The sequence below is a fragment of the Spirosoma panaciterrae DSM 21099 genome, assembly GCF_000374025.1.
GTDB classification, from domain to species: Bacteria; Bacteroidota; Bacteroidia; order Cytophagales; family Spirosomataceae; genus Spirosoma; species Spirosoma panaciterrae.
In genome coordinates this window covers 1-26,929 of record NZ_KB893206.1, presented here as the reverse complement: position 1 = coordinate 26,929, position 26,929 = coordinate 1, and the positions used below count along the sequence as shown (strand labels likewise).

The window sequence follows — 26,929 nt, the reverse complement described above, 5'->3', positions numbered from 1 at the left end:
TAATCGATGATTTTATGAAAACAAAAATCATACTGAGTGGAACGGTACTCGCCTGCTGGTTCACTGCTGCTTACAGCCAGGATAAGACCCTGATGAAGGTCCGGGAGCAACAGGCCGCAGCCGCCAGCACCGAACGAGCGACCAAGCCAGTTGTTCCCGAAGGCAATTTCAAAAAGACGACGCTTACCCGCGATTTTATCTCGGAAGGAGCCGCTGTAGCCGATCTGAACAAAGACGGCAAAATGGACATTGTGGCCGGATACTATTGGTTCGAAGCACCCAACTGGACCCGCCACGAAATGGCCCCCTCCCGTACATACGATCCGCGCAAAGAGTACAGCGATTCGTTTCTGAATATGGGCATGGATGTCAATCAGGATGGCTGGGACGATGTGGTCATTATCGACTTCCCTGGTAAACCCGGCTTCTGGTTCGAGAATCCGAAGAACAATGCGCCCGGCGTGGACTCGCCAAGAGAATGGAAAAAGCACATGCTGGCCAATTCGATGGGGATCGCTAACGAGTCGCCCGGTTTTATCGACATTGATGGCGACGGACGGCTCGATATTCTTTGTGGCGACAAAGACAAAAAACAGATCGTGTGGCTGAAAGCGCCATCGAAACCCGGTGAAACCGAATGGATACGTTACCCGCTCAGCAAAGAGAACGTACCGGGCACCGAAATTTTCTCGCACGGCATTGGCTTCGGCGACATTAATAAAGACGGGTTCAACGATGTGGTGATTCGAGAAGGCTGGTTTGAAGGAACGGCCGACAAAAAATCGGGTAACTGGGTGTTCCATCCGGCCAATCTGGGCGAACCCTGTTCACACATGCAGGTGCTGGACGTGAATGGTGACGGCAAGAACGACGTCGTAAGTGCATCGGCTCATGCGCTGGGCGTGTGGTGGCACGAACAGATCACCGACGAACAGGGCCAGATCAACTTCAAAACGCATCTGATGAGCAACACCACGGCCCAAACCCACTCGTCGATCATGGCCGATCTGAACGGCGATGGCCGCAAGGATTATATTACGGGCAAACGGTTTCTGGCGCACCACGGTCGCGACCCCGGCGACAGCGACCCGGCCATTCTGATGTGGTTTGAGTTTACGCCCGGTAAAGAGCCGTACTACAAAGAGCACATCATCGATACGGATTCGGGCTCGGGTCTGAACGTCATGGTTCACGATATGAACGGCGACCGGAAACCGGACATTATCGTAGCCAATAAAAACGGGGTTTTCCTGCTTGAGAATAAGATAAAGAAGTAATTTTTCGACCGGATGAACAAGATCTCAACCCTGTTCATCCGGTCGAAATGAATTTTAACAATTCAGTGCTTAAGCCGTCGAAGCACGAACTCTTCCAGCGTATTGATAGCCACATTCGTAGCCGTATGCTTAATTAACGACACATGCGTGTCGGCCAGCTTCGGCAGCAAAGCCGCATCAACCGCCTGCAAGTCAGCCGGAATCATAGTTTGAGGCATCACCGAAATGCCCATGCCCGCCCGAACAGCCGCCACCGCTCCGGCATAACTCGGACTCGAAAATACCAGCCGCCAGGCCCGACTCGATTGCTCAAGGGACTTTATCGCCGAAGCCCGATACACACACGGCTGGGGGGCCAGGACCAGCGGCACAGGCTTTCCGGGATCAATCAGATTCGCATCTCCCACCCACTTGAGCGGTTCCGACCATACATCCAGCCCATTCGGAAAATCTTCGGGGCGATTCATTTTTACCAGCACCAGATCGAACTCTTTCTGCTTGAACCGCTCGAATAAGTTCAGCGTCAGATCACACTCGATCTTTAGCAGGATGCGGGGATGAATCCGGGAGAAATCGGCCAGCACATCCGACAGATAGACCGTAGCAAAATTCTCTGGTAGCCCAAACCGAACTTCCCCTTCCAGTTCGGGTTCTTTGAAGCGATCCAGCGCTTCCCGGTGCAACGCAAAAATCTGGCGGGCATACCCCAGAAAAATCTCTCCTTCCGGGGTGAGCGTAAACGCTTTACCCCGAACCAGCAACAGTTTTCCCAGCAGACCTTCCAGCTTGGTCATTTGCTGGCTAATAGCCGATTGGGTACGACCTACCCGGTCGGCTGCTTTGGTAAAACTTCCCGTTTCTGCCACGGCAATAAAACACTGTAGGGCAATGGTATCAATATTCATAAGATTTTCTTATATAAAGTATTAGAATTTCGAGTTTTTCTAATATTAGAATAGCTAATACATTTGAGCGCTAAAACAAATATAACTTATAAATAGACATTCGAATGGTTCTTTTTGTCCTAGGCAGTCTCTTTCATCTTGACCGACTTTCCATCATTATGATGGCTCTGGTATCCTTTATTGGTCTATGCGTGGGTAGTTTTGCTTTTCGGTATATGAAAGGAGACGGCCAATACCGAGCGTTTTTTGTCCGGCTCATCCTACTGATCGGCTCAGTCATGATGCTGGTCAGTGCCGATCATCTGGCGCTACTGCTGGTAAGCTGGTGCATAAGTAACGGACTGCTGGTTCGGTTGATGGTCCACAAACCGGGCTGGAAAGCCGCCAGAGCATCGGGGTGGCTTGCTACCAAAAATTTTGCCTGGGGAGCTGCCTGCATCGCTGCCGCTTTCGGGCTGATTTATCTGACCACAGCCGAAACGAGTATCCAGGCTCTGCTTCGTCGGTCTTCCCTTTCACCGTCAATGGAACTGGCGCTGGGGCTACTGGCGCTGGGAGCCATTACCCAATCGGCTATCTGGCCCTTCCATCGCTGGTTAATCAGTTCCCTCAATTCACCGACGCCCGTTTCGGCCATCATGCACGCAGGTCTGATCAACGGAGGGGGCTTCTTATTGGTCCGCTTTGCGCCCCTTTATATGCAAAGTTCGTTCCTGCTTGCGTTGCTAACCGTACTGGGATTCCTGACGGCCTGGCTGGGTACCTTCTGGAAACTCATGCAACCCGATGTCAAACGGATGCTGGCCTGCTCAACCATGGGCCAGATGGGGTTTATGGTGGTGCAGTGCGGATTAGGCTTGTTTCCGGCTGCGGTAGCGCATCTGGTCGGTCATGGTCTGTTTAAAGCGTATCTGTTTCTTTCGAGTGGGAGTGCGGCCCAGGAAAAGCGCATCGATCAGGGCTATCCACCGGGGTTTCCTGCCTTTTCGGGGGCGCTGCTCTGTGGTTTAATCGGTAGTGCCGGTTTTGCCCTGGCCAGTGGCAAAGCCTGGCTACCGGGCGACACCACCCTTGTGCTGAACGTCGTGGCTTTGCTATCAGGTACTCAGTTGGCACTCCCCCTGCTTCAGGTCCGACCGCTTCGCGCCTTGCCGGGGGCCATCCTGTGCACAGCCCTGGCGGGTCTGGCCTACGGCGGCAGTGTACGGCTCATTACCGGATTCATGGCCCCTATGGGCTTGATGCATCCCCAGCCCCTGACTAGCCTTCCTATCGCTGGGATACTCATCCTCACCGTGTCCTGGTTGAGCATGCTCTTTTTCCGACAATCCGTAAAAACCTGGTCAATCCCGGTCTGGGCAATGAAAGGGTATGTACTAGCACTCAATGCCAGCCAGCCTGCTCCAACGACCATTACGACTCATCGCAACCATTACCACTATCACTAAATACAACCTATGGAAACTGTTCTGTTGCCCCCCTCTACCGATCAATGGATCGATGCTGCCGAAAGCCTGTCTACGATTCAGGTAGCTAATCTGGTAGCCAGTAGCTTCAAAAAAATAGCACCTTTCTGGCCGTTAAAAAACCTGATTGCCGTCAACCCGCTTCAGGGATTTGAAGAGTTGCCGATTGAAGACGCTCTCCCCCTGGGACGAGCTTATTTTCAGCAGCCTACTTTACCGAAACCTATGGAAGCCGTTAATCGGCAAACCCTGAAATGGCTATCGGCCTATGTTGACGATGGGCAGGCTACGTTACCCATGCCGCTACGCCATCTGGGATTATACGCAGCCTGGCGACAGCTTGCGATTCATGATGCTGATTTACACGGCCATGATCCACAAAAAAAGCGATTCTTAACCAACTTACCGGAACACCCAGCCCAGGCCCTGTGCGTGTGTCTGCCTGAGCTGGACATAGCCTCCGGCGAAGAGGAGCTATTTTTAACCCTGATGCTCACGACTTTACCGGGATGGGCGTCCTATATCCGATACCGTACCGATTGGGCTGGACTGGACACCCACCATCCGCATCCGATAACCCAGACGGAGTATATGGCCTTACGGGTAGTCATCACCCGTTTGCTGTGGCCAGAAGCCAGAACGTTGCTAAGCTGGCACCAGCAGGCGCTGGAAAAAGCGAAATCCAGTACCAATTACCTAACGCCGTTGCAACAGGCCGAACGCCAATTCCGCTTACCGTTACTAATGCAGTTGGCGGCTCAGTCCCTATCAGAAAAAGGCCTACCCGATGCGCAGCTTGTCTTCTGCATCGATGTTCGCTCCGAACCTTTTCGTCGGGCGCTGGAAGCGACGGGGAATTATCAGACACTGGGATTTGCCGGATTCTTTGGCCTGCCCATTCAAATTAACGATACAGTAACGGGTGAATCGTATGCATCCTGCCCGGTACTGCTCACTCCCAGCCATACGGTACACGAATCACCCTGTGGTACCCCTACCGAACAGAAACAGGCTCAGCGGGGGTATGCACGACTGACGGCACTAAAGCGGCTTTATCAATCCCTGAAATATACATTTACCACCCCCTTTGCCCTGGTCGAGGGGTTAGGGGTTGCCAGTGGTGCCTGGATGGGAGTCCGTAGTCTGGCCCCAGGGCTGGCTGCCCGGCTCCAGGGTCAGTTTGTCCGTTCCCTTCGAAAGCCCATGCCGATAAGCTCCTCCTGGGAAACTCTTCCCTGGGAGGACCAATGTCGGTATGCCGAAGGTGCCCTACGGACCATGGGCCTTACTGAGCAGTTTGCGCCCCTGGTCGTCTTCTGTGGACACGGTAGTTCGACCCAAAACAATGCGTATGCCACCGCGCTCGATTGCGGAGCTTGTGGTGGACGGCATGGTGGAGGTAACGCTCGCGTATTGGCGGGTATCCTGAACGATAAACAAGTCCGACAGGCGTTGCAGCAAAGAGGCATCAGCATTCCTGACACGACTCAGTTCATGGCAGCCGAGCATAATACGACGACCGATGACGTCACGCTCTTTGGCGACGACAATGCCGAACAGGTCCAGCAACTCCGCTCTGATCTGGCAAAAGCCCGACAGATCAACAGCCTTGAGCGGCTCCAACAGTTCTCCTCCCCGCTTCGCAAGTTAGATGAGGTGCAGCAAACCTGGTTGCGTTCAACGGATTGGGCTCAGGTTCGTCCCGAATGGGGGCTTGCCCGCAATGCCGCCTTTATCGTTGGTCCCCGTGCGCTGACGGCCTCACTGAATCTGGAAGGGCGCTGCTTTCTGCATTCGTACGAGCCTACCCAGGACCCGCAGGGCACAACGCTGACCACGATTCTGACCGCGCCGATGGTAGTAGCCCAATGGATCAATACCCAGTACCTGTTTTCTACCCTGGATAATGTAGCCTATGGGGGTGGCAGTAAACTAACCCAAACTGTTGTCGGCAAAATCGGCATCATGCAGGGAAATGGAAGCGATCTGATGACAGGGTTGCCGTTACAGTCGGTTTATGCCACCGACGAACAGGCCTACCATGAACCTCAGCGATTGATGACGGTCGTCTATGCCCCTCGTACCCGGCTAACAGCCATTGTTCAGGCTCAACCAGTCCTGCAAAAACTTTTCGGTAACGGCTGGGTACAACTGGCTTGCCTGGATCCTGAGGATGGGCAGACTTACCTCCTAACGCGTGACTTCCAATGGCAGAACGTACACTAAAACGCCTGTCGGCCTATTCCGGAAGCTGTATGATCCTGACCACCAAACACGCTAAATCCATTGCGATAGCACCACCGTTTTGGTCTAGGCTGGAAGCCAGTATCCTGGAATATGTTGCTGATACCGATCAATTAGGGACTTTTTCGGGGGAGGTAGAGCGGAGCGGCAGCGCCCTCGATTGCGCCCGGCGTAAATGTGAATGGGCGCTGGAGAAACTGGGCGACAAAGTGGACTACGCTTTGGCCAGTGAGGGTAGTTTTGGTCCCCACCCTTTTCTGCCTTACCTACCCTGCGACGAAGAAATCCTTTATTTTATCGACCGAAAACGGGGTTTTCATCTGCATCTTTCGCAGCTGAGTGAGCAAACCAATTACAACATGACCCAGGTGCAATCCTGGGAAGCGCTGCTGGCCTTTGCCAGGACTGCTCAGTTTCCCTCGCATGGGCTTATTGTACGTCCAAACGACCGGGCAACCCAAGAGCCTGTCTTTAAAGGGATTCAATCGAAGAATGAACTGGAAGCGGCTTACGAAGTGTCCAGACTGTATTCGGAGCAGGGCACAATCTGGGTAGAGACCGATATGCGGGCGAAATTCAACCCGACACGTATGCAGGTAATTGGCCAGCTAGCCGACCGACTTGCCGACCGGCTTTCCTGTTTGTGCCCCTCCTGCCATACACCCGGCTGGGGAAAGGTAGGTTCCGAAAAAGGGTTACCCTGCCGTCGGTGTGGGTATGAGACGGAACTAACCAAATACGAAATCGACGGCTGTGTGCTATGCACCTATCGAACGATACGAGGTCGTCCGGATGGACTTACGCAGGCTGATCCAGGCTATTGCCCGGTTTGTAATCCTTAAAAACAGCTTACCAACTAGAACGCAGATGATCATAATCATCTGCGTTCTATCTTTTAAAAAGTATCGCTAATTAGTTATTGTACGCCGTCGATACCGTATCACCGCCTTCGCCTGTCCAGTTCGTATGGAAGAACTGGCCGCGTGGTTTGTCGATCCGTTCGTAGGTGTGCGCCCCAAAGTAATCGCGTTGGGCTTGCAGCAGGTTAGCCGGTAGCCATTCGCTACGGAATCCATCCAGATAGCAAAGGGCTGATGTCAGTGCCGGAGCCGGAATACCATTGCTCAACGCAGCCGCACACACCCGGCGCCAGCCAGCCTGGGCCGCTTCGATCTTCTCCTTGAAGAAATCGTCGAGCAGCAGGTGTGGGAGTGCCGGATTTTTATCAAATGCTTTTTTGATGTCGCCCAGGAAAGCCGACCGGATGATGCACCCTCCGCGCCACATCAGGGCTATGTCACCGTAGTTCAATTGCCACTTGTATTGCTTTGCGGCAGCCATAAACAGGTTGTAGCCTTGGGCATAGGAGATGATTTTAGCACCGTACAAGGCCATTTTCAAATCATCCAGCAGTTGCGCCTTATCGCCCGTAAACTCAGGTTTGGGCCCGCTAATGACTTTCGAAGCCGCCACGCGCAGATCTTTCTGTGCCGACAGGAACCGGGCAAATACCGATTCGCCAATCAGCGTGAGCGGAATACCCTCGTCCAGCGCAGCCGTTCCGGTCCATTTACCCGTACCTTTCTGTCCGGCCGTATCCAGAATTTTATCGACCATGGGCGTACCGTCCTCATCTTTATAAGCCATAATGTCGGCCGTAATTTCGATCAGGTAGGAGTCCAGTTCTTCCGTATTCCACTTTTTGAACACTTCATGCATTTCATCGGCGCTCATGCCCAGCAGGTCTTTCATCACCTGATAGGCTTCACCGATAATCTGCATATCGCCATACTCGATGCCGTTGTGGACCATTTTGACGAAGTGGCCCGCCCCGTCACTACCGACCCAGTCGCAGCAGGGGGTGCCATCGTCCACTTTGGCGGCAATCGACTGAAAAATTTCTTTCACGAACGGCCAGGCTGCCACACTACCCCCAGGCATCATCGACGGGCCGGTCAACGCACCGATTTCACCGCCCGAAACACCCGTTCCGATGTACAAAAACCCTTTGCTTTCAACGTACTGGGTTCGGCGAATGGTGTCGGGGAAATAAGAGTTACCGCCATCAATGATAATATCGCCGGGTTCCAGATGCGGAATGATCTGTTCGATAAAATCATCCACCGGCTGCCCGGCTTTTACCAGCATCATCACCTTACGGGGGCGTTTCAGCGAAGCAACCAGTTCTTCAATAGAATGAGCACCGATAAAGTTTTTCCCGGCCCCTCGTCCATTGATAAAGTGGTCGACTTTCTCGACCGTCCGATTGAAAACGGCCACGGTATATCCTTTGCTCTCCATGTTGAGCACCAGATTTTCGCCCATTACGGCAAGACCAATCAGGCCAATATCTGCAGATTCTGACATTATGCTATTATTTGGTGAATGATACGATACTGCTACGTTTTGCTCTGGTAAGAACCTCAGACACGCGTTCCTACTTATTCTCTTTTCTTAAGCGCGGCAAGTTTACGCATAAACTGTTACTCCATCAGACTTCTGGACATTTTTCTGCTTTTTTAAATACGAGGCTATCTGCCACCAGCCCCTGCATCACACACCCTATGCCCTATACATTTCCGATCAGTTTATACAAAATATGGTAGAGCTGCCGGGCTTCTTCCGCCGACAACGGCAATTTATCGGCCAGATACTGAGGGATGTTTGCGGCTTCCTGCCGGAGTGTTTTTCCGTTGGTGGTCAGGGCGATGATTATGTTCCGCTCATCGGTTTCCGAACGCGTTCGGGTTATTAGTCCCAACTCCTGCATTCGTTTGAGCAAGGGCGTAAGCGTATTGGACTGAAGTTGTAAACGATCAGCAATAAAGCTCAGATTGACGGCATCGTTTTCCCACAGAACCAGAAGCACCAGATACTGAGGATACGTGATTCCCAGCGTATTCAGTATGGGTGCATAGCACTGCGTTACCAGCCGGGAGGCCGTATAAAGCGGAAAGCAGAGCTGATCCTGCAGCTTTAAGGATGTGCGTTCAGTTTCCATTTATAGCAACTTCTGAATATCTTTTTCGATTGCTTCGGGCTTGGCCACCGGGGCATAACGTTTATAGGGCCGCCCCTTTTTATCGATCAGAAATTTCGTGAAATTCCACTTAATTCGATTGCCCAGAAAACCGCCCAGCTCTTTTTTCAGGTACTGAAAAACGGGCTGGGTATGCGGGCCATTTACGTCGCATTTTTCGGTAAGCTGAAACGTAACCCCGTGATTCAGACGGCATGCCTGCTCCACGGTATCATTACTTTCGGGTTCCTGTCCGGCAAACTGATCGCAGGGGAATCCCAGCACCACCAGCCCTTTGTCTTTATACTGCTGATGTAGAGCCTCCAGCCCATCAAATTGGGGAGCCAGACCGCATTTGGTGGCGGTATTGACAATCAAAACAACCTTGTCTTTAAAATCGGCCATCGGGATAGGGGCTCCCTTGGGTGTTCGGGCCGATAACTGATAAAACGTACTTTCCATAACTCACTACTGGCTTTACTCGTCCGTTACGTCATTCGGTAACCGACGTTCAATGGATGACTTACACAAATTATCGCAAACGATTATATCGCTCACGATACAAATATAGTAAAAACTCTCGCATCGGCCTGTTGCTTGTGGCTAGCCACACAACAGGCCGATTATGCCAGCGGCAAGCCGGGTAATCATACCCGTCCTACCTTGACCTTATTTCCTCTCAGGAACGAGTTGATTGCTCGCCAAAACATGAAATACCGGATAACCCGTGTCACCACTGACCAGTCCACCGGGTCCGTGTGTCTGGAAATAGGTTACCGATTCAACGCCCGCTCTGGCTAAGGTATCCAGACTTTGGCGCGTCCAGTCGGCTCCGAAGTCGGTGATCTGGCGAGGATCGGCAGGGGCGTCCAGCCGCTCGGTAGCAGTGCCTTCCAGGGTTTTAAACCGTAATCGAAGGGTGATCGGCGAAATATGAATGGGTTTGCCACCACTGAGCTTCCGGGCCGACAGTACGGTTTCGGCTTGTCCGGCCAGGTTCTCGAACAGCGTAAGATCATCGAGCGCATGGACCAGCGGACTTACCGAATAGGTCACAAAATCGACCTGTTCGAAATTGAATGGATTTCGGTTCAGTTCCGCAAAATTATCGTCGGTTCCTCCGCCAATAGCAGCTTCCGGCCAGGCGTTCCGTACGGCGGGCACAACAGCGGCCAATAATTCATCCGACGTTCGTAGAGTAGACGCATCGAAAAGTAGGATTGTCTGTATAACCCCTGCCTGTGTTTCTATAAATTGTTGAATACTTTTCAGTTCACGAGTAGGCTCGGTGCCAAAAAACAAAGCGAGTTCGAGCGGAATGGCCAGACGTTTCGCATCGGCAAGGGCCTGCCCGAACAATTCCTGCCAGTTGGCAAGGCTAAAAAAGACATCGACACGCAGGTGCGACAAATTCAGTTTGCGCAATAAAATGACCTCCGCATCGGTCAGAGCAGGGCCACCCATATGGTATCCGACACCAACACGAGGCTGGCAGGGCTTCGTTTTGGCCGCAAACTGCGTCAATTCGCGGATTTTCTCCTCATCGGCTGGCGCCATCAGTTTTTCGTCAGCCAGGCTGAACACCACGCGCTGCCGAAATTCATCGCCTGCCGACACGGTAACGGGTTTAGGTCGAACCTGCGGGGTCGAATAGGTTTTAAACGATGCATCGGACCAGTTCCGCTGATCTTCGGTTTCGAACACATCCCCCTCGACATCAAGCTGCCAGGTAAGTCCCGAAGCCGGTTTCCAGCGCAGCGTCTGTATGTTCAGAAACGGCTGATGGGGCTTTATAAATGTTGGGAAATGGGCATCGGTCTGGGTTCCGTCGGGGGCCACAACCTGGGCAGGGTGCCCCAACACCCCATCGATCGGGTGCAGAATACAGAGACCGATGCGGTTTTTTCGGAACGAATTGAGTGCCTTCCCAGAAAAATCGACCGAGATCGTCCCCTTTTCATCACCCATCATCACCACGCTACCCGTCATCTGAATACCCAGGTCATCAATCTGCCAGTCGTAGTGAATTTGAAACGTTTCTGCATGTTGGGTTATCGATTCGTTCTGTATGGTAAAGGGGGCGGTTGTCCAGTTATGATCGCGAATGGCGAAATAGATCAGCCGAAGGATTTCGGTATTCGCATGGGTAAAGTAGCGCAGGAATCCCTGTTCGTAACGCACGTGCACAGGGCCGGCATGAAGCATTTGAGACATAATTAGAATGTATCGTTATCGGATTTAGTTGGTCAGCCACTACGGTAGGCTAACGGCTCCACTGTCTTTTCGAGTCAGTTTGTAATGGTTTCCTAGTCTAAACCCGTATTCATGAAAAAACTCATCATCTGGGCCGGATTTCTTCTTGGTCACCACCTGCTTCAGGCCCAGCAACCGTTCACGAATGGTCGGCTAAAGGTGTCGGATAATAAACGGTACCTGGTTCATCAGAACGGCACTCCTTTTTTCTGGCTGGGCGATACGGCCTGGGAGCTGTTTCATAGACTCAACCGCGAAGAGGCTGACCAATACCTGAAACACCGGGCCGAACAGGGGTTTACCGTCATACAAGCCGTGGCCCTGGCCGAATTTGATGGGCTAAAAGAACCGAATCCTTACGGCGACACTCCGCTTCTGGACAACGACCCAACCAAACCCAACGAAGCGTATTTTAAGCATATCGATTACATCGTTGACAAAGCGGCTCAGTATGGCCTCGTGATTGCGTTTCTGCCCACCTGGGGCGACAAGCTTTTCAAAAGTACCTGGGGGCAGGGGCCCGAAATTTTCAATCCAACCAATGCCCGCGTTTATGGTCGTTATGTAGGCAACCGGTATAAAAACCGTGAAAATATCGTGTGGGTGCTGGGGGGCGACCGGATGCCGCGCGATGGCTCGCAGGATGTGGCGGTCTGGCGGGCTATGGCCGAAGGCATCCAGGAAGGGGTTGGCGGTGCCGATAAAGCCCTGATGTCGTACCACCCACAGCCCAATGGCCTGGAAGGTGGGGCCTCAAAATGGTTTCAAAACGACGACTGGTTCGACTTCAACATGCACCAGAACGGGCACTGCCGATATACGCCTGTATACGATCAGATCAGCGTCTCCTACAACCGGCAGCCGACCAAACCGACGATGGATGCCGAACCTATTTATGAAGACCATCCGGTTTGTTTCAACGTCAAGGATCTGGGAACCTCCAATGCCTACGATGTGCGGGTGTATGCCTATCTGGATCTGTTTGCGGGTGCACACGGGCACACTTACGGCTGTCACGACATCTGGCAGATGTACAGTAGCCAGCGCCCCGCCGTAAATGGCCCGCATCTATTCTGGCAGCAGGCCCTCGATTTGCCCGGTGCGAATCAGATGGCATTTGTTCGGAAACTGATGACTGCCCGCCCCCTACTCGACCGCGTACCCGACCAGTCGATTATTGTGGAAAACAACCTCAGCCCGGCCGAGCGGATTCAGGCCACACGGGGCAAAGACTATGCCTTTGTGTATTCGGCCGTTGGCAAGCCGTTTACGGTCAATCCGGGGAAAATTTCCGGCAAAACCATCACGGCAACCTGGTTCGATCCGCGTACGGGCAAAACCCAATCGGCGGGCACCTTCGACAATCAGCAGGCTAAACAATTTTCTCCGCCCTCCAAAGGCTACGGCCACGACTGGGTACTGGTGCTGGACGATTCCGCTAAAAACTACGCAGGATTATAAATCTGCCCAGAACGAAATGACCCGATTTACAACAACAGACAGGCTTACTTTTCTCCAGACGCGGTTAGGGCCGGCCCTGCGATGACTCAAAAATTCTATCAGAATGGCATTTTCTTTCTGGGACTTACCCTACTGGTCGGTCTCCTGCAAAGCTGGCTTTTTGTAACAGTAGGCCCCAACCTGCCAACCCTTCCTTCATTTGCTAATTTCTTTCTGGTAGCGAACCTGATTTCGTTTCTTAGCACAGGTTTCCTGCTCCGCTATTTTTATGAGCAGCCCTACCGGGTGGTATTCTGGACAGGGATATTCGCTTTTTCTACTGCCCTGCTTCGGGCAGTAGTACTCTATTGCACACTGGTTCCGTTAACCCGTGCGTTCGAACCGTATTACCTACCCTTACTCTTTCTAGATATGGGTGCCAGCCTTCTTTATGGAGCTAGCCTGGCAGTTTCCCGGACCGGAAAAAATTACTGGTTAAAAAGCGCTGGTCTGGCCTACGTTGTCTTGTCGGCTAGTACGTTAGCCTTATTGATCTGGTCATTGAAGGCTCATATGGGGCCCAGTAGTTCCAACTTAATCCGTGCAGAGCAATGGCTTTCTTTTGCCGGGAGTATACCTCCCCTGCTCGTGATTGGGCTTTTTTGGCAGAAACACTCCCATATCCATGCGCAGCCTACTCAGTCGGAGACCCCTACCTGGCCCGAATTGCTGCTCGATGCTGCTCGTTTTGTGAGCGTAGCCGCGTTCCTGTTTCTGGGCGTAGCGCTGTCCAGCGAGGGCATTAGGGCTAATTATCCACCCAAAGAGGCTCTTCAACTGGCTCAGATTTTCGAAGCCCGAACCTTTACGAGCCCGCGTGGCGATACCCTGTCGTATCGATTACTCAAGCCATTAGACTACGATTCTACCCAAACCTATCCGCTGGTAATCAGTCTGCATGGAGGGGCAGGTTGTGGCTCAGACAATATCCGCCAACTGGCCAACTGGGAAGTCCAGCAACTAGCCGAGCCGGGTGCTCGAAATAAATACCCCGCCTTCGTGGTAGTACCTCAATGCCCGCTTGGCAGTAGCTGGGGCGGCTTACCGAATGTGGTAGCTCGGGATACGGTCTTTTTTGAATTAATGCATGCTCTGGAACACGAATTTGCTATCGATACCAATCGGCGTTATGTGGCCGGAGGGTCGTTGGGCGGGTATGGAACCTGGCATTTCATTGGTACTCATCCAGGCGTATTTGCGGCTGCGCTCCCCTTCTGTGGGGGAGGAGACCCTACTTTAGCCAAGAATATGGTGGATGTAGCCATCTGGGCCTTTCATGGAGAAAAAGACAGAAATGTGCCGGTAGAAAGCTCTCGAAACGTTGTCAGAGCGATACAAAAAGCGGGTGGGCATCCTCGATATACCGAATTTGAGGACATAGGGCACGATCTGCGGCCCGGTCTGGCAACTACACCTGGGTTGTTCGACTGGCTATTTGCCCAAAAACGGCAACGATCCCAGTAAAGCTATTCACATATCCTGCTAACCTTTCTCGCTCATCTGAACGCCTATGTGCTGGCCGGTTTCAGTATCCACGAAGAGCTCCAGGAATGGGTCAGTGCAGGAATCCCTGAATACGAAGCCTTAAAAGCCTGCACCGCCAATGCAGCCCTTTTCTTAAAAAGGCAGTCGGAGGTGGGCACCATTGAGGCTGGTAAGCAAGCTGATTTGGTCCTGCTGGAGGGCAACCCATTGCAAAACATAGCCAACACCCAAAAACGAAGTGGCGTTATGTTGAGAGGCCGCTGGTTTAGCGCTGCCGAATTAAATCAGATGCTGGCCGAAGTCAAAAAGGCCTATCCTCATTAGGGCTCCTAACAGGGCAAAGACGGTATCTGGTTGGCTACGTTTTGCGCTTCTTCTTCCGGGCCGATGGAAACAGGACATTATTGAGAATAAGCCGATACCCCGCCGAATGGGGGTGCAGGTTCAGATCGGTTGGGTTACGAAAACCGCCCCCCCGGGTGCCTTCGGGGTCATGCCCACCGTAAAATGTCCATTGGCCTTTGCCCATTTCGCCATAGAGATAGCGGTCCGACGTTTTGCCCTCACCCATTACCAGGCTACTGGGCTTCACCGCTCCCTTACGGAAGGCTGTCGTCTGGCCGAAAAACTCCTTGATAATATTTTCGTGATTCTGGGTGAGCATAGAAGGAATGGCATCCCATTTGGCCGAAAAATTGAACAGCTCAAAGAAACCACTAGGCTCGTCGAACCCCCGATTGGCGGCTGAATTGATATCCGAAAACGTCGAAAATCCGCGATACCCATTGTCGGATTCAAGCGTAAAGTTGCCAAACGCAAACGTTTTGCTGAAGTCGAGTTTCTCCTGTGCATTGGGGTCCATACCGTCGCCATCGTAGCTACTGCTGACAATATCGACACCCTCAGCCGCCAGCGCAATATCGAGCGTTTCGGCGGCCGAGCACATGGCAAACAGGTACCCCCCCCCCGCGCAGAACTGCTTGATTCCTTTGGCCACAGCCAGTTTCATCTGCGATACTTTCGAATAGCCATATTTACGGGCAATGTCTTCCTGGGCTTTGATGTCGGCCAGCGACTGCCGATGCATATTACGCCCATATTGCCCCGTAAAATCTTCATGGTGCAGGTGTAACCAGTCGTATTTAGGCAAATCACCTTTCAGCACCTCTTCGTCGTACACCAGTTCGTACGGAATTTCGGCATAGGTGAGTACCATCAACACGGCATCGGTATTTTCAAATTCGGCAGGGCCAACCTTAGCGGGTGAATACACGATGATCTTAGCCGCTTTCTGTAGCTTGACCACATCCATGTTCACATCAGGATTGGACAACTGCTGCCGAATCGACTCCGCCTGCGAATCGGAAATGGCTTCGAACGACACCCCCCGAACCCGGCATTCCGTTTCGACCGACTTGGTGTATTTCATCATAAAACTGCCACCCCGGTAGTTCAGCAGCCATTCTACATCCTGATCATCTTTCAGCACTTTGTAAGCGATCCCATACGCTTTCAGGTGATTGGTCTGCCGGTCATCCATCGGAATCAGGACATAATTAGCCCAGGCAGGAACTGCCCAACCGACAAGAGCCAGTAATAGCAGTAGAAAAGTTAAGCGCTGTTTCATAGCGTGCATTATTTTTGACCTAATTCATCGTCATGTATGGTCATTAGCTAGTCATTGTTTGTCATTCGTGGTCATTTTCTGTACAATAAATGACTACCTACTGACGATGAATAACCCTTTCTGACTACCAACAACTTCTATGATGCGTTACGGTATTACTGCACTTCTTCTACTCATTATGCTCGGGAGTCAACAATCTGCCCTCAGTCAATCGCCAACTGTCGAAACGGGTGTGTCGCAGATGCTGGCTAAAGCCCGAAAAAAAACCATCCGCGATGTGGCTTATGCTTTAAAGTTCGACATTCCTTCGCAAAAAAACCAGCCTATTCCAGCCACTGAATCAATATCGTTTTACTGGGCCAGAAACGCGGCTCCTCTCCAACTCGATTTTAAAGAGAAACGTACTCAGGTACAGACGATTTCTGTCAATGAAAAGGCCATCCCCATTGTCTTTGAGAGCGAACATTTGCTGATTTCTACTGCTTTTCTGAAGCCTGGAAAGAACATCATTTCGATTCAGTTTACGGCGGGTAATTTATCCCTCAACCGAAACGATGAGTATATATACACCCTGCTCGTTCCCGACCGCGCCCGAACGGTATTTCCCTGCTTCGATCAGCCCGACCTGAAGGCGAAATTTCAGCTATCGCTCACGATTCCAAGCCACTGGCAGGCCATGACCAACGCAGCCGTCAACGACTCAACTACGGCTGGTGATCGCAAAACCATCCATTTCCGTCAGTCGGAGGTAATCCCGACCTATCTGTTTTCGTTTGTGGCGGGGACGTTCACCCCCGTTAGCCGAACCCTCGCCGGGCGTTCGATGACCCTCCTGCACCGCGAAACCGATACCACCAAAATCCGGCTGAGCCTCGACCCGATCTTTTCGCTTCATGCCGATGCGCTCAGGTTTCTGGAAGACTACACGCAGATTCCGTATCCATTTCAAAAGTTCGATTTTGTGGCCGTACCCGATTTCCAGTATGGCGGCATGGAACACGTTGGGGCCATCGATTACCGACTATCCAGCCTGTTTCTCGACAACGGTGCCACCCGCGACCAGAAGCTCTCACGGGCTACGCTGATTTCGCACGAAACGGCACACATGTGGTTTGGCGATCTGGTGACCATGCGCTGGTTCAACGATGTGTGGCTGAAAGAGGTATTTGCCAACTTTATGGCCGATAAGATCACGGAAGTATCATCGCCGGAGGCTAATTACGACCTTCAGTTTGTGGTCGATCATTTTCCCGCTGCCTACGCCGTCGACCGAACCGAAGGCGCCAATCCGATTGGGCAGCCACTAACCAACCTACAGGAAGCCGGAACGCTTTACGGAGGCATTATTTACCACAAAGCACCGATCATGATGCGTCAGTTGGAACGGCTGATGGGCAAAACCGCCCTACGCGACGGGCTCCGCGAATACCTGAAAAAGTACTCGTTTGGTAATGCCACCTGGAACGACCTGATTTCGATTCTGGATACCCACACTCCTGCCGATCTGCAAGCCTGGAACAAGGTATGGGTGAATGAAACCGGGCGTCCAAAATTTTCGTACCAATGGGATGGCAAAGGAGGCACCATCAAACAGTTTGTGATTTCGCAGCAGGGTGAAGACGGCTCCAGCCGATTCTGGCCCCAGAGTTTTGAAATAACGTTTGTGTATAACGACCATCAGGAAGAGTTGACCGTACATATGGACAAGCCGCAGGTTGTACTGCACGAAGCCATTGGCAAACGGACGCCCCTATTTGTCACCTTCAATTCGTCGGGGCAGGGCTATGGCATCTTTCCAGTCGATACAGCCACCACCGTTTATCTGGATAACACCAAAAATCCAGTGACACGAGCCGCTACCTACATTAATTTGTACGAAAACATGGTATCGGGTCAGGGAATTTCCCCGGCTCAACTGGCCTTTGGCTACCAGAATAGGTTAAGCAGAGAGTCGGAAGAGCTGAATCTGCGCCTGATTACGAACCAGCTTTCGGATATTGTCTGGAACTTTACCCGACCCGAACAACGCCCCGCTCTGGCGGCTTCAGTCGAACAGGCCGCGTGGCAGGCTATGGAACAGGAAACTAGTTCCGGCAAAAAAAAGCTTCTGTTTCGCCTGTACCAGAACATTGCCCTGAGTACCGAAGCCCGTGACCGCCTGTATGCCATCTGGCGCGATCAGAAAGCACCAGCGGGCGTAACCCTCACTGAAGACGATTACACCAGTCTGGCGCTGGCGCTGGCTGTTCGCGACTACCCGGCCGAAGGAATTCTGACGAAGCAACTGGCTCGTATCAAAAACCCGGACCGGAAGAAACGGCTCGAATTCATGATGCCAGCCCTATCGTCGAACGTGGCTGAGCGGGATCAGTTTTTTGCCTCGCTGACCAGTGAAGCCAACCGCGAACACGAAGCCTGGGTAACGGCTGCGCTGGGGTATCTGCATCATCCGTTGCGGGCTGAGACCTCCGCTAAATATTTACCCAAGAGCCTGGAACTACTCGAAGAAATTCAGCGAACGGGCGACATTTTCTTCCCCGAATCGTGGCTCCGATCGACCTTGTCGAGTTATCAGACACCCGAAACCGTACAACTGGTCCGCAAATTTCTGGCCGACCGTCCGACCTACAACCCACGCTTGCGGGCCAAACTCTTACAGGCTGCCGATGGGCCGTTCCGGGCGAGTAAGTTGCTGTATCATCTATGACGCCCAGTGCTCTCTTTCCAGCTATTAGTCCGGCCATGGCCCGCGAGCTTTTTCTGATCAGGGATGCTTCGTGGGGCGACCGATTTAAGGAAAATTTCAACCAGTTCATCATTGCGCCCCTGGAATATAGCTGGCCGATTATCAAGCTGCCGCTGCCCCCCTCCCGCACCAGCAATCATGCACTGTTTATGGTTGAACGTGGGCAGGTCGACATTACCATTGGGCATCAGGCCTATACGCTCCGCCCGAACGATCTGGTGATTGTGCCTGCGCTCCAAATATTTACCTTACACAGCATCTGGCCCGATTCGGTAGGATTCATATCGTTTATCAGTCAGGAGCTATTGTTGGGCGCAGGTAACAATAGCGATTTCGATTTTCTGAAATTGACGGGCAATCCGTATATACCTTTATCGGATCGGCAAGTGCAGTTTGTCAATGCCCTTCTGAACCGACTCGCTGTTGAATACCAGGAAAACGGAGCAACAAAACCTGAATTGATCCGGCCGTATTTGCTGGCACTGTTTGCAGAGATCGACCGGGCGTATGTGGGCCCCATGGCGATTCATACAGATGTGGGCGAACGGCTGGTCCAACGCTTTATGGACTTACTGACGACGCGTATTCGAGAAACCCGACTCACCAGTCAGTATGCCGACTGGCTGGCCGTCAGTCCGAACCATCTAAACAAGGTCGTGAAAAATCGAACCGATAAATCGCCTTCTGTCTGGATTGATGAACGGGTGGTGCTGGAAGCGAAAGTCCTGCTTGTCCAGACAGAGTTGACTGTAGCGCAAATCGCGTATGAAATGGGCTTCCCCGATCAATCGAGCTTTGGAAAACTCTTTCGAAAATACACCGATCTAACGCCCACTCAGTTCAGAAGTCAGTTTGTATAGGCATCCAAAAGGATTGATTTTGACCAAGATTACCCGGTTCCGGTCTAAATGCGTTTCAGAAAGCTATAGGACCTTTGCCGTTGTATTCACGTTTCGTCAATGCCATGGTTTATCCTATTCTTCTGGCCGCTCACAATGCCCTGCGGTGGCTGGTGCTGGGGAGTTTACTGATCGCACTGGGCACGAGTTATTCAGGCTGGTTTCTAGCGCGACCGTATCGCTCTTTAGACCAGCTGCTACGCATAATCGCCACATCGATTGCCCATACGCAGTTGCTGGTCGGGTTTTATTTATATACCCAAAGTCCAATTGTAAGCTATTACTGGAAGTTTTCGCCCGATACCAGCCAATCATCCGAATTCCGATTTTTCAGCCTGATTCATATGGGATTGATGGTTACGGCAGTGGTGGTTATGACCATTGGTTCGAGCAAAGCAAAGCGCCAGCCCACGGCCCAGCAGACGTTCAGGACAACAGCTATTTATTTTACCATTACCCTGCTGCTAATCCTGATCGCGATTCCCTGGCCCTTTTCGCCATTAGCAACCCGGCCCTGGATTCGTAGTTTTTAATAGAATTTCACTTATTGACTTATAAAGTCACATAAGACAGCTCCTGACCATTCCTGACCATACTTGACTAGTACACCTATATGCACTTTTTCAATTCACTCAAAATCCGGCTTCGCGTAGTGAGCTTTGCCGAAGGGATTTCGTACTTGCTGCTTTTGTTCATTGCCGTGCCGTTAAAACGAATTGGTGGCCATCCTGAAGCGGTTCAGATACTGGGTCCGATTCATGGTCTGCTGTTTGTCTGGTACGTACTGGTGGTTATTCAGGCAAAGACCGAATATGGCTGGTCAGTTGGTAAAACGGGGCTGGCATTACTGGCATCGATCCTACCAGGCGGAACGTTCTATGCCGATCATAAGGTATTTCGGCTTTTACCAGCGGCAGAAGATGTCTAAATGATTCGGGCTTTGTTACTAGTGGTAACAAAGCCCGATCGACTCCTTGACAACTACATTCTTTACCGAAACAGCAAAGGAGCAATATCGGTCAGGTTTCTGCGCCAGACCATGAATGTGTGTCCACCCGGTGTATTCACCTCTTTGAATTTTACATTTTTTGACGTCAGATAGTCTTTAAAGTTCTTGTTATTCTGAAGTAGAAAGTCGTCAGCCCCGCAGGAAATCCATAATAGCTTTAGCTGTTTATTGGCGCTCTCGTCCAGCTTCGGGTAGCTTTTGGCAAAGCTTTCCATCATCGCTTTGGTCTGCTCCTCAGGAGAAGCCGTTGTTGCAGGGCGAGGTCCTCCACCAAAGCCTACTGCACTACTGAATCCACCTACATAAGCAAAATGATCGAGGTTGTTCAGACCCGTATAAAACGCTGTACCGCCCCCCATCGATAAGCCGACAATAGCTCGCTGGGTTCGGTCTTTGGCGGCATTGTATGTTTTCTCCAGTTGGGGTATGATTTCCTGAAGCACTTCGGCCGTGTATTTCTCATTGCCACCATAGCCCAGTGTATTGACCATAATCATGGGTTTGGCTTTGCCTTCGGCAATCAGGTTATCCAGAATGATATTGGCCTGCGCATTGACAATCCAGGAGAGAGCTGTACCCGTAGCACCGTGCAGCAGGAAAAACACCGGATAAGGCTCCTTGCGTTTGGGATCGTAATTCGGTGGTAGATAGACATAATAGTCCCGATCTTCGCCCATCACCGCCGACCGATAGACATGGTGGTTGATAAGGCCACGGGGTACGTCCTTGATCTCCCAACTCAGCGAAGCAGGTCCCGGCATGTGTGCCAGGCTCTGCCCGTTGCATTGGTAGCACGGCTTGGCGACCGGATTAGCCGGATCAGGAATGCGCAGTCCATCGACCACAAACGCGTAGTCGTATACATCCGGTTCAAGCTTTTTGGTAAAACTCCAGACGCCCTGTTCGTCTTTGGTCATCGTTTCCCGCGAAATACCTTCGATGTCGAGAATTACCTCTTTGGCATTGGGCGCCCGCAACCGGAAGATCAAGCCACCCTCAGTCACTTCCGGCGATTTAACGGGGGGCATTCGGGGAACCTGAGCCAGGAGCACTGCGGCCGGGAACAGTATACAATAAAAAAGCAGTAGCCAATTTCGTAGAGTCATAGATTTTGTAAGGCAAGGGTTCAACAAATCGCTACGAATCTACTGCACTTTTTCATCATTACGTACTTTTTACAATAAGACTTTTAACGGGGCTGCTTTACTCCTATCAAATGGATCAGAAACGCGAAAAGTCGGACATAGTGCCCGACTTTTCGAATGATCGTATTTTTTAATCTATTTAACCGCTTCGGCAGCCGCAGCAGCTTCAGCAGCAGCGATGGCCGCGCTATTTTTCTCGCCGTAATCGTCTCGTTTGCTTTCGAAATACGAAAAAATATCATTGATCGAGTCGACATTCTCGGCAATTTTCGAATGCATGTCGCTAAGATTTTTTTCCAGCGTCGAATCGTTCAGACCATTCATATTGTCCACTTCGATCTGACTGATTTTGGTAATGAGGGCCGTCTGGCTGTTTTGCAAATCTTCCAGTTCACGAACCACTTTGTTCATCAGTTCAAACTTCTGTGCCTTATCCATAATGTTTCTATTTTGTTGAGTATTGGTTATAGAACTCAGTAAACCGAAAATGGTTTGCTACAGTCCGTTTATTTTCCAACCTTTTGGTAAGCTCGGCCCGACCCGTATACTCAGACCGATTTGATTTCCAGCCCTTCATACGTCAGTTCGAGCGATTCAATCGCTATGTTGTTTCCCTTGGCGTTCAAATCAGGAACCTGTAGGTTGGTTACCAGTCCATTTTTTACCAGCCAGTTCATTTGGGTACGCCCCGTTTGATCCTGTAAATAGATCTCGACCCTATCGCGTGGGGCCGTATTCATCCTGACTTGGTTGTACCAGTCCCAGAATCTGGTATCGTTGCTACATACACCCTTTTTTAAAGTCAATGTGGCTTTGGGCTGACCCGGCATTTTGGTTAACAAACGTCCCTGGCTGTCGCCTGAGCGATAGGCCGTCGGAGTTGGGGTATCCATTCCCGTCAGTTCCTGAAAAGACCCTTCCAAACTCTGTCCAAACTTTACTTTATACGAATAAGTAGATGAAGGCCCTTCGGCGGCCTGATTGTCTCCAGCCATATCGGTATCGGTTAATAAGTAGAATGATCGGGTTTAGATTTTATTAATGGCAACGACAAATTCGCAACCCGTTGCGGCTTGCGCAGTACGAGTCGAAATATACCAGATTTTAAATCTATTCTCCTTCTGGTCAATGTATTAACTTTATGATGACCATCAAACCCACCCGGCCGTTCACCCTTACGTTTATAGCCATTACGCTGCTCGAAATGCTTGGCGATTCGTTTCATATCCGCGTATTGCATTACGGATGCAAACCGCTTATTATGGCTCTGTTAATGCTCTATGTCTGGCAATTTTGCCGCGCAATCGGCTTTGTTTCGTATACACGATGGCTTTTCATGGGCATGGCGTTTGCCCTGCTTGGCGACGTACTTCTGATGATCCGGGAGGTCGACTTATTTACACCTGGGTTGGGGGCCTTTCTGCTCATGCAGCTTTGCTACAGCGTTGCCTTTCTGAAATCGATCCAGACTGCTGGACAAAAAATTATGGGCCGCTGGTTCGCTAAAAGCGCTATTTTCTTTGGCTTGTATCTGGTCATTTTCCTCGTTTTACTTCGCCCCGCTTTCGCGGGCAAACCAACTTTAGAAATACTCTGGTGGCCGGTCGTCCTCTACGCCATCTGCCTGAACACGATGGGGATCTTAGCCACCCAGCGGCTGGGATTGCCGGGCTATAATCAGGTGGTACTGGGAGCGTTGTTATTTATCCTGTCCGACTCCGCCATTGCTGTCAATAAATTTCTCCATCCATTTGCCGGTTCGACCTGGGTGGTTATGACCACCTATGCAATGGCCCAATACCTGATTATGATCGGAATGATGCAGCAGGTAGCCAGTCAAGTACCTGAAACGTGATAAGCGGCCAGCTCGTCATTATAAATATTGTCGATACTATAATAAATTAAATCAATTTGATTGATAAGTAACTTCCTGTTAGTATTGCCTTGTAAAACAAATTGACAACAACGGACAGACCACGTTCACGCTTAAACCAAATCTTTAGCATAAGATGGATACTATGTCAGGTGATATCAGCAAGTGCCCATTTCATAACGGGACCATGCACACGGCTGAAAAAATCAGTGTAGCCGGTAACGGAACCCAAAACCGCGACTGGTGGCCCAACCAGTTACAGTTGACTATTCTTCGTCAGCATTCGTCCCTGTCAAATCCGATGGGTGATACGTTTAACTATGCCGAAGAGTTTAAGAGTCTGGATCTGGAGGCTGTGAAGCAGGACCTTCATGCTCTGATGACCGATTCACAGGATTGGTGGCCAGCCGATTTTGGGCATTACGGCCCACTGTTTATCCGTATGGCCTGGCACAGTGCAGGAACCTACCGGACGGGCGACGGACGGGGTGGTGCCGGCGCTGGTCAACAGCGGTTTGCTCCCCTGAACAGTTGGCCCGACAACGTAAGCCTTGACAAAGCCCGCCGATTGTTGTGGCCAATCAAACAGAAATATGGCCGCAAAATCTCCTGGGCCGATCTAATGGTTCTGACGGGCAACGTAGCTCTGGAATCGATGGGCTTTAAAACGTTCGGTTTTGCCGGTGGTCGTCCTGATGTCTGGGAACCTGAACAGGATGTGTACTGGGGTGCGGAAAAAACCTGGCTGGGTGGCGACATCCGGTATGCACATGGTTCCGATGGGGTAGTCGAAGATCATGGTGTACTGGTATCGGACGACGATGCTGATGGCGATATCCACTCGCGGAATCTGGAAAATCCGCTGGCGGCCGTGCAAATGGGCCTGATCTATGTAAACCCCGAAGGACCAGACGGGAATCCTGACCCCGTGAAAGCCGCCAAAGACATTCGGGATACCTTCGGCCGGATGGCCATGAACGATGAAGAAACCGTTGCCCTGATTGCGGGTGGACATACCTTTGGTAAAACCCACGGGGCCGCTCCGGCTTCGCATGTAGGACCTGAGCCCGAAGCCGCCGATATTGAGCAGCAGGGTTTTGGCTGGAGCAACAGCTTCGGTACGGGCAAAGGGGGCGATACCATCACCAGCGGCCTGGAAGTAACCTGGACCAGCACACCTACAAAATGGGGGAATGGCTTCTTCGAAAACCTGTTCGGATTCGATTGGGAACTGACCAAAAGCCCAGCCGGGGCGCATCAGTGGAAACCCAAAAATGGCGCTGGCGCTGGTACCATTCCCGACGCGCACGATCCGTCGAAAAGCCATGAACCACGGATGCTGACGACTGACCTAGCCCTTCGGTTCGATCCGGCTTACGAAAAAATTTCACGACGTTTCCTCGAAAATCCTGATGCCTTTGCCGATGCGTTCGCCCGTGCCTGGTTCAAACTGACGCACCGCGATATGGGTCCACGCGCCCGGTACTTAGGCCCCGACGTACCCGAAGAAGTCTTAATCTGGCAAGACCCGATCCCGGCCGTTGATCACGCTCTGATCGACGAATCCGACGTTGCTGCCCTGAAAGCAAATATACTCGCTTCGGGCCTGACCGTATCCGAACTGGTATCGACAGCCTGGGCTTCGGCGTCTACTTTCCGGGGTTCCGACAAACGAGGTGGTGCCAATGGAGCCCGCATCCGTCTGGCCCCTCAAAAAGACTGGGCAGTCAACAACCCAAGTCAACTGGCGAAAGTGCTCGGTATTCTGGAAAGCATCCAGGAAGAATTCAACAGTACACAGACGAACGGCAAAAAGGTGTCGCTGGCCGACCTGATTGTGCTGGCGGGTAGTGCTGCGGTCGAAAAAGCGGCCCAAGATGCGGGCCATTCTGTTACGGTTCCCTTTACGCCCGGCCGCATGGATGCTTCGCAGGAAGAAACCGATGTTGAATCGTTTGCGGTGCTGGAACCTATTGCTGATGGCTTCCGCAACTACCTCAAAGCTAAATTCACGATCTCAACGGAAGAGTTATTGATCGACAAAGCGCAGTTATTAACGCTTACAGCACCTGAATTAACCGTTCTGATCGGTGGCCTGCGCGTACTGAATACCAACTACGATGGGGCTAAACACGGTGTATTCACCACTCAGCCCGGCGTACTTACCAACGACTTCTTCGTCAACCTGCTCGACATGAGCACCGCCTGGAAAGCCGTTTCGGATCATAAAGAAGTATTTGAAGGGCGCGACCGCAAGTCGGGCGACCTGAAATGGAGCGCCACTCGGGCCGATCTTATTTTTGGTTCGAACTCCGAACTTCGCGCCCTGGCCGAAGTGTACGCAAGCTCGGATGCACAGGCAAAATTTGTGAAGGATTTTGTGGCTGCCTGGGCCAAAGTAATGAACCTCGATCGCTTTGAACTAGCTTAATCAACGTCAATTTCTAGCTTTCTCTAAATCAAACACGCCGGACAAGATCGTCCGGCGTTGTTTTTTTAGTTCTAGCCCAGAAATTCTCACGAACTGAATACACACGCTTTTTCATACTGATGCAGGAAGCGTGGCCAAAATGAGCATTTCAGCTTTGGCTTGCCGTATCAGGCGTATCCGGTTTTTTCCCGAGTACATCATTTATGGTGGCTTCAGCATCCGGGAAGTTGGCTTTCAGTACATCAGCCAATTGCGTTTTCAGTTTTTCAAAATATTCCGGTGCGTTATCGATGGCTCCTTCGGCCTCGGATTTGAGTTGCAGCCCTTTTTCTTTCAGATCGGCCATCAGTTTCTGACCGTCTTCGGTTTGTGCGTATTTATTGAGCGCCACCCCGGCGGCTGCTCCCAAAATAAACGTGGCTAAATGTTTGGCGTTAACTGGCATAGGTTCTATCTGGTTTAATGACCTGTGAAACCTACTCAAAAGTTGATAGGCGGCCCCATTAAATTACATCACAAGCGGCTTCCCCTCGTTGGAAGGTAAATTAGGCTTTCTGAACGGCAATCTCGTTTAGCCGACGAAACTGAACCCCAAGAATCAGCAGCCAGACCAGCCAAAGCGTACTACCCACTAAACCAGCGAGTTCCCAGGTTGGAAAACCCGGCATTACGGTGGCAAACAGATCGCCCTGAGCCAACAGATAAATAACTGAAGCTAACAAACCCAGGTAACTTACCCAGCGCGAAGTTATGTTTAGAGTATGTTGGGAAATCATCTTTGGCAATAAGTCTCGATTCGTTGTAACATGATCTGGCTATTGGCCAGATACAGCCAACTGACCGAAGAAGATGCTGTATGCTCATAGTCTTTGACGATTCTCCGAAAATAGTTCGTCCAGGCAATGCTTCGTTCCACTACCCATCGTTTGGCCACCGGTACAAAACCTTGGGCTGATTCAGGCCGCGACGCTTTCTCAAAATCGATACTCCAACGGTCAAGCTCTTGAGCAAACACGCCGTTGTAGGCTTGATCGCCGAACATCTTCTCCA

Annotated in this window: 24 protein-coding genes and 1 pseudogene; 13 read left to right on the top strand and 12 right to left on the bottom strand. The window is 51.5% G+C overall.

Annotation, left to right across the window (positions count from 1 at the left end; all coding sequences use genetic code 11):
* Nucleotides 1–14: 14 nt before the first annotated feature.
* The gene (locus B153_RS0124980) at nt 15–1,277 is read left to right on the top strand and encodes an FG-GAP repeat domain-containing protein (RefSeq protein ID WP_020599480.1); all 1,263 of its coding nucleotides are present in this window, start codon (nt 15–17) and stop codon (nt 1,275–1,277) included.
* A 62-nt stretch (nt 1,278–1,339) separates the two neighbouring features.
* Here B153_RS0124980 and B153_RS0124975 read toward each other — a convergent pair whose 3' ends face one another.
* The gene (locus B153_RS0124975) at nt 1,340–2,182 is read right to left on the bottom strand and encodes a LysR substrate-binding domain-containing protein (protein ID WP_020599479.1); all 843 of its coding nucleotides are present in this window, start codon (nt 2,180–2,182) and stop codon (nt 1,340–1,342) included.
* Nucleotides 2,183–2,286: 104 nt separating this feature from the next.
* Here B153_RS0124975 and B153_RS35855 point away from each other — a divergent pair, with 104 nt between their 5' ends.
* Genes B153_RS35855 through B153_RS0124960 form a run of 3 tightly spaced genes read left to right on the top strand, consistent with a single transcriptional unit; the run spans nt 2,287 to nt 6,734 of the window.
* Nucleotides 2,287–3,630 (top strand): proton-conducting transporter transmembrane domain-containing protein, encoded by a 1,344-nt coding sequence (locus tag B153_RS35855; RefSeq protein WP_020599478.1) that lies wholly within the window; start codon nt 2,287–2,289, stop codon nt 3,628–3,630.
* 9 nt (nt 3,631–3,639) lie between these two features.
* On the top strand, nt 3,640–5,874 hold the full coding sequence (locus tag B153_RS0124965) for a DUF2309 domain-containing protein (RefSeq protein WP_020599477.1): 2,235 nt from the start codon (nt 3,640–3,642) through the stop codon (nt 5,872–5,874).
* On the top strand, nt 5,856–6,734 hold the full coding sequence (locus B153_RS0124960) for a DUF6671 family protein (RefSeq protein WP_020599476.1): 879 nt from the start codon (nt 5,856–5,858) through the stop codon (nt 6,732–6,734). Before B153_RS0124965 ends, B153_RS0124960 begins: the two co-directional genes overlap by 19 nt.
* A 70-nt stretch (nt 6,735–6,804) precedes the next feature.
* On the opposite strand, the gene gnd is transcribed toward B153_RS0124960, so the two are convergent.
* From gnd to B153_RS0124940, 4 genes are all read right to left on the bottom strand, one after another.
* Nucleotides 6,805–8,259 (bottom strand): decarboxylating NADP(+)-dependent phosphogluconate dehydrogenase, encoded by a 1,455-nt coding sequence (gnd, locus tag B153_RS0124955; protein ID WP_020599475.1) that lies wholly within the window; start codon nt 8,257–8,259, stop codon nt 6,805–6,807.
* 202 nt (nt 8,260–8,461) lie between these two features.
* Complete coding sequence (locus tag B153_RS0124950) at nt 8,462–8,893, bottom strand: MarR family winged helix-turn-helix transcriptional regulator (RefSeq protein WP_020599474.1); 432 nt, start codon at nt 8,891–8,893, stop codon at nt 8,462–8,464.
* The gene (locus B153_RS0124945; protein ID WP_020599473.1) at nt 8,894–9,373 is read right to left on the bottom strand and encodes a glutathione peroxidase; all 480 of its coding nucleotides are present in this window, start codon (nt 9,371–9,373) and stop codon (nt 8,894–8,896) included.
* Between the two features lie 207 nt (nt 9,374–9,580).
* Nucleotides 9,581–11,125 (bottom strand): D-apionate lactonase family protein, encoded by a 1,545-nt coding sequence (locus B153_RS0124940; RefSeq protein WP_026262432.1) that lies wholly within the window; start codon nt 11,123–11,125, stop codon nt 9,581–9,583.
* Nucleotides 11,126–11,236: 111 nt separating this feature from the next.
* Here B153_RS0124940 and B153_RS0124935 point away from each other — a divergent pair, with 111 nt between their 5' ends.
* From B153_RS0124935 to B153_RS0124925, 3 genes are all read left to right on the top strand, one after another.
* Nucleotides 11,237–12,625, top strand: coding sequence for a glycoside hydrolase family 140 protein (locus B153_RS0124935; protein ID WP_020599471.1), 1,389 nt, complete (start codon nt 11,237–11,239; stop codon nt 12,623–12,625).
* Nucleotides 12,626–12,706: 81 nt separating this feature from the next.
* On the top strand, nt 12,707–14,128 hold the full coding sequence (locus B153_RS36905; protein ID WP_020599470.1) for a carboxylesterase family protein: 1,422 nt from the start codon (nt 12,707–12,709) through the stop codon (nt 14,126–14,128).
* 48 nt (nt 14,129–14,176) lie between these two features.
* Nucleotides 14,177–14,473 (top strand): amidohydrolase family protein, encoded by a 297-nt coding sequence (locus B153_RS0124925; protein ID WP_020599469.1) that lies wholly within the window; start codon nt 14,177–14,179, stop codon nt 14,471–14,473.
* A gap of 34 nt (nt 14,474–14,507) precedes the next feature.
* Here B153_RS0124925 and B153_RS0124920 read toward each other — a convergent pair whose 3' ends face one another.
* Nucleotides 14,508–15,776 carry a hypothetical protein gene (locus B153_RS0124920; RefSeq protein ID WP_020599468.1) on the bottom strand — a complete coding sequence of 423 codons (1,269 nt, stop codon included), beginning with the start codon at nt 15,774–15,776 and terminating at the stop codon, nt 14,508–14,510.
* Nucleotides 15,777–15,918: 142 nt separating this feature from the next.
* On the opposite strand from B153_RS0124920, the gene B153_RS0124915 reads away from it, so the two are divergent.
* The 4 genes from B153_RS0124915 to B153_RS0124900 all read left to right on the top strand — a co-directional run bounded on the left by B153_RS0124915 (nt 15,919) and on the right by B153_RS0124900 (nt 20,349).
* Complete coding sequence (locus B153_RS0124915; RefSeq protein WP_020599467.1) at nt 15,919–18,483, top strand: M1 family aminopeptidase; 2,565 nt, start codon at nt 15,919–15,921, stop codon at nt 18,481–18,483.
* Entirely contained in the window at nt 18,480–19,382 is a 903-nt protein-coding gene (locus tag B153_RS0124910) for a helix-turn-helix domain-containing protein (protein WP_020599466.1), read from the top strand. Before B153_RS0124915 ends, B153_RS0124910 begins: the two co-directional genes overlap by 4 nt.
* A gap of 104 nt (nt 19,383–19,486) precedes the next feature.
* Nucleotides 19,487–19,954, top strand: a complete 468-nt coding sequence (locus B153_RS0124905; protein ID WP_020599465.1) for a hypothetical protein — start codon at nt 19,487–19,489, stop codon at nt 19,952–19,954.
* Between the two features lie 80 nt (nt 19,955–20,034).
* Nucleotides 20,035–20,349 (top strand): DUF3817 domain-containing protein, encoded by a 315-nt coding sequence (locus B153_RS0124900; RefSeq protein WP_020599464.1) that lies wholly within the window; start codon nt 20,035–20,037, stop codon nt 20,347–20,349.
* Nucleotides 20,350–20,411: 62 nt separating this feature from the next.
* Here B153_RS0124900 and B153_RS0124895 read toward each other — a convergent pair whose 3' ends face one another.
* From B153_RS0124895 to B153_RS0124885, 3 genes are all read right to left on the bottom strand, one after another.
* A complete protein-coding gene (locus B153_RS0124895; protein WP_020599463.1) occupies nt 20,412–21,536 on the bottom strand; it encodes an alpha/beta hydrolase-fold protein in 1,125 nt (374 codons plus the stop codon).
* Between the two features lie 174 nt (nt 21,537–21,710).
* Nucleotides 21,711–22,013: a hypothetical protein gene (locus B153_RS0124890; protein WP_020599462.1), complete on the bottom strand. Its 303-nt coding sequence runs from the start codon at nt 22,011–22,013 to the stop codon at nt 21,711–21,713.
* Nucleotides 22,014–22,123: 110 nt separating this feature from the next.
* Entirely contained in the window at nt 22,124–22,570 is a 447-nt protein-coding gene (locus B153_RS0124885; protein ID WP_020599461.1) for a phage tail protein, read from the bottom strand.
* Between the two features lie 146 nt (nt 22,571–22,716).
* On the opposite strand from B153_RS0124885, the gene B153_RS0124880 reads away from it, so the two are divergent.
* Together B153_RS0124880 and katG are read left to right on the top strand one after the other, a co-directional pair.
* A complete protein-coding gene (locus B153_RS0124880; protein WP_020599460.1) occupies nt 22,717–23,430 on the top strand; it encodes a lysoplasmalogenase in 714 nt (237 codons plus the stop codon).
* 154 nt (nt 23,431–23,584) lie between these two features.
* Nucleotides 23,585–25,879: a catalase/peroxidase HPI gene (gene katG / locus B153_RS0124875; RefSeq protein ID WP_020599459.1), complete on the top strand. Its 2,295-nt coding sequence runs from the start codon at nt 23,585–23,587 to the stop codon at nt 25,877–25,879.
* Between the two features lie 148 nt (nt 25,880–26,027).
* Here katG and B153_RS0124870 read toward each other — a convergent pair whose 3' ends face one another.
* The 3 genes and pseudogenes from B153_RS0124870 to B153_RS0124860 all read right to left on the bottom strand — a co-directional run.
* The gene (locus B153_RS0124870) at nt 26,028–26,324 is read right to left on the bottom strand and encodes a YtxH domain-containing protein (RefSeq protein ID WP_020599458.1); all 297 of its coding nucleotides are present in this window, start codon (nt 26,322–26,324) and stop codon (nt 26,028–26,030) included.
* A 100-nt stretch (nt 26,325–26,424) separates the two neighbouring features.
* The gene (locus B153_RS0124865; RefSeq protein WP_020599457.1) at nt 26,425–26,655 is read right to left on the bottom strand and encodes a DUF4386 family protein; all 231 of its coding nucleotides are present in this window, start codon (nt 26,653–26,655) and stop codon (nt 26,425–26,427) included.
* Nucleotides 26,652–26,929, bottom strand: a pseudogene (locus tag B153_RS0124860) (IS5 family transposase); the annotation flags it as partial. The gene B153_RS0124865 and the pseudogene B153_RS0124860, both read right to left, overlap by 4 nt.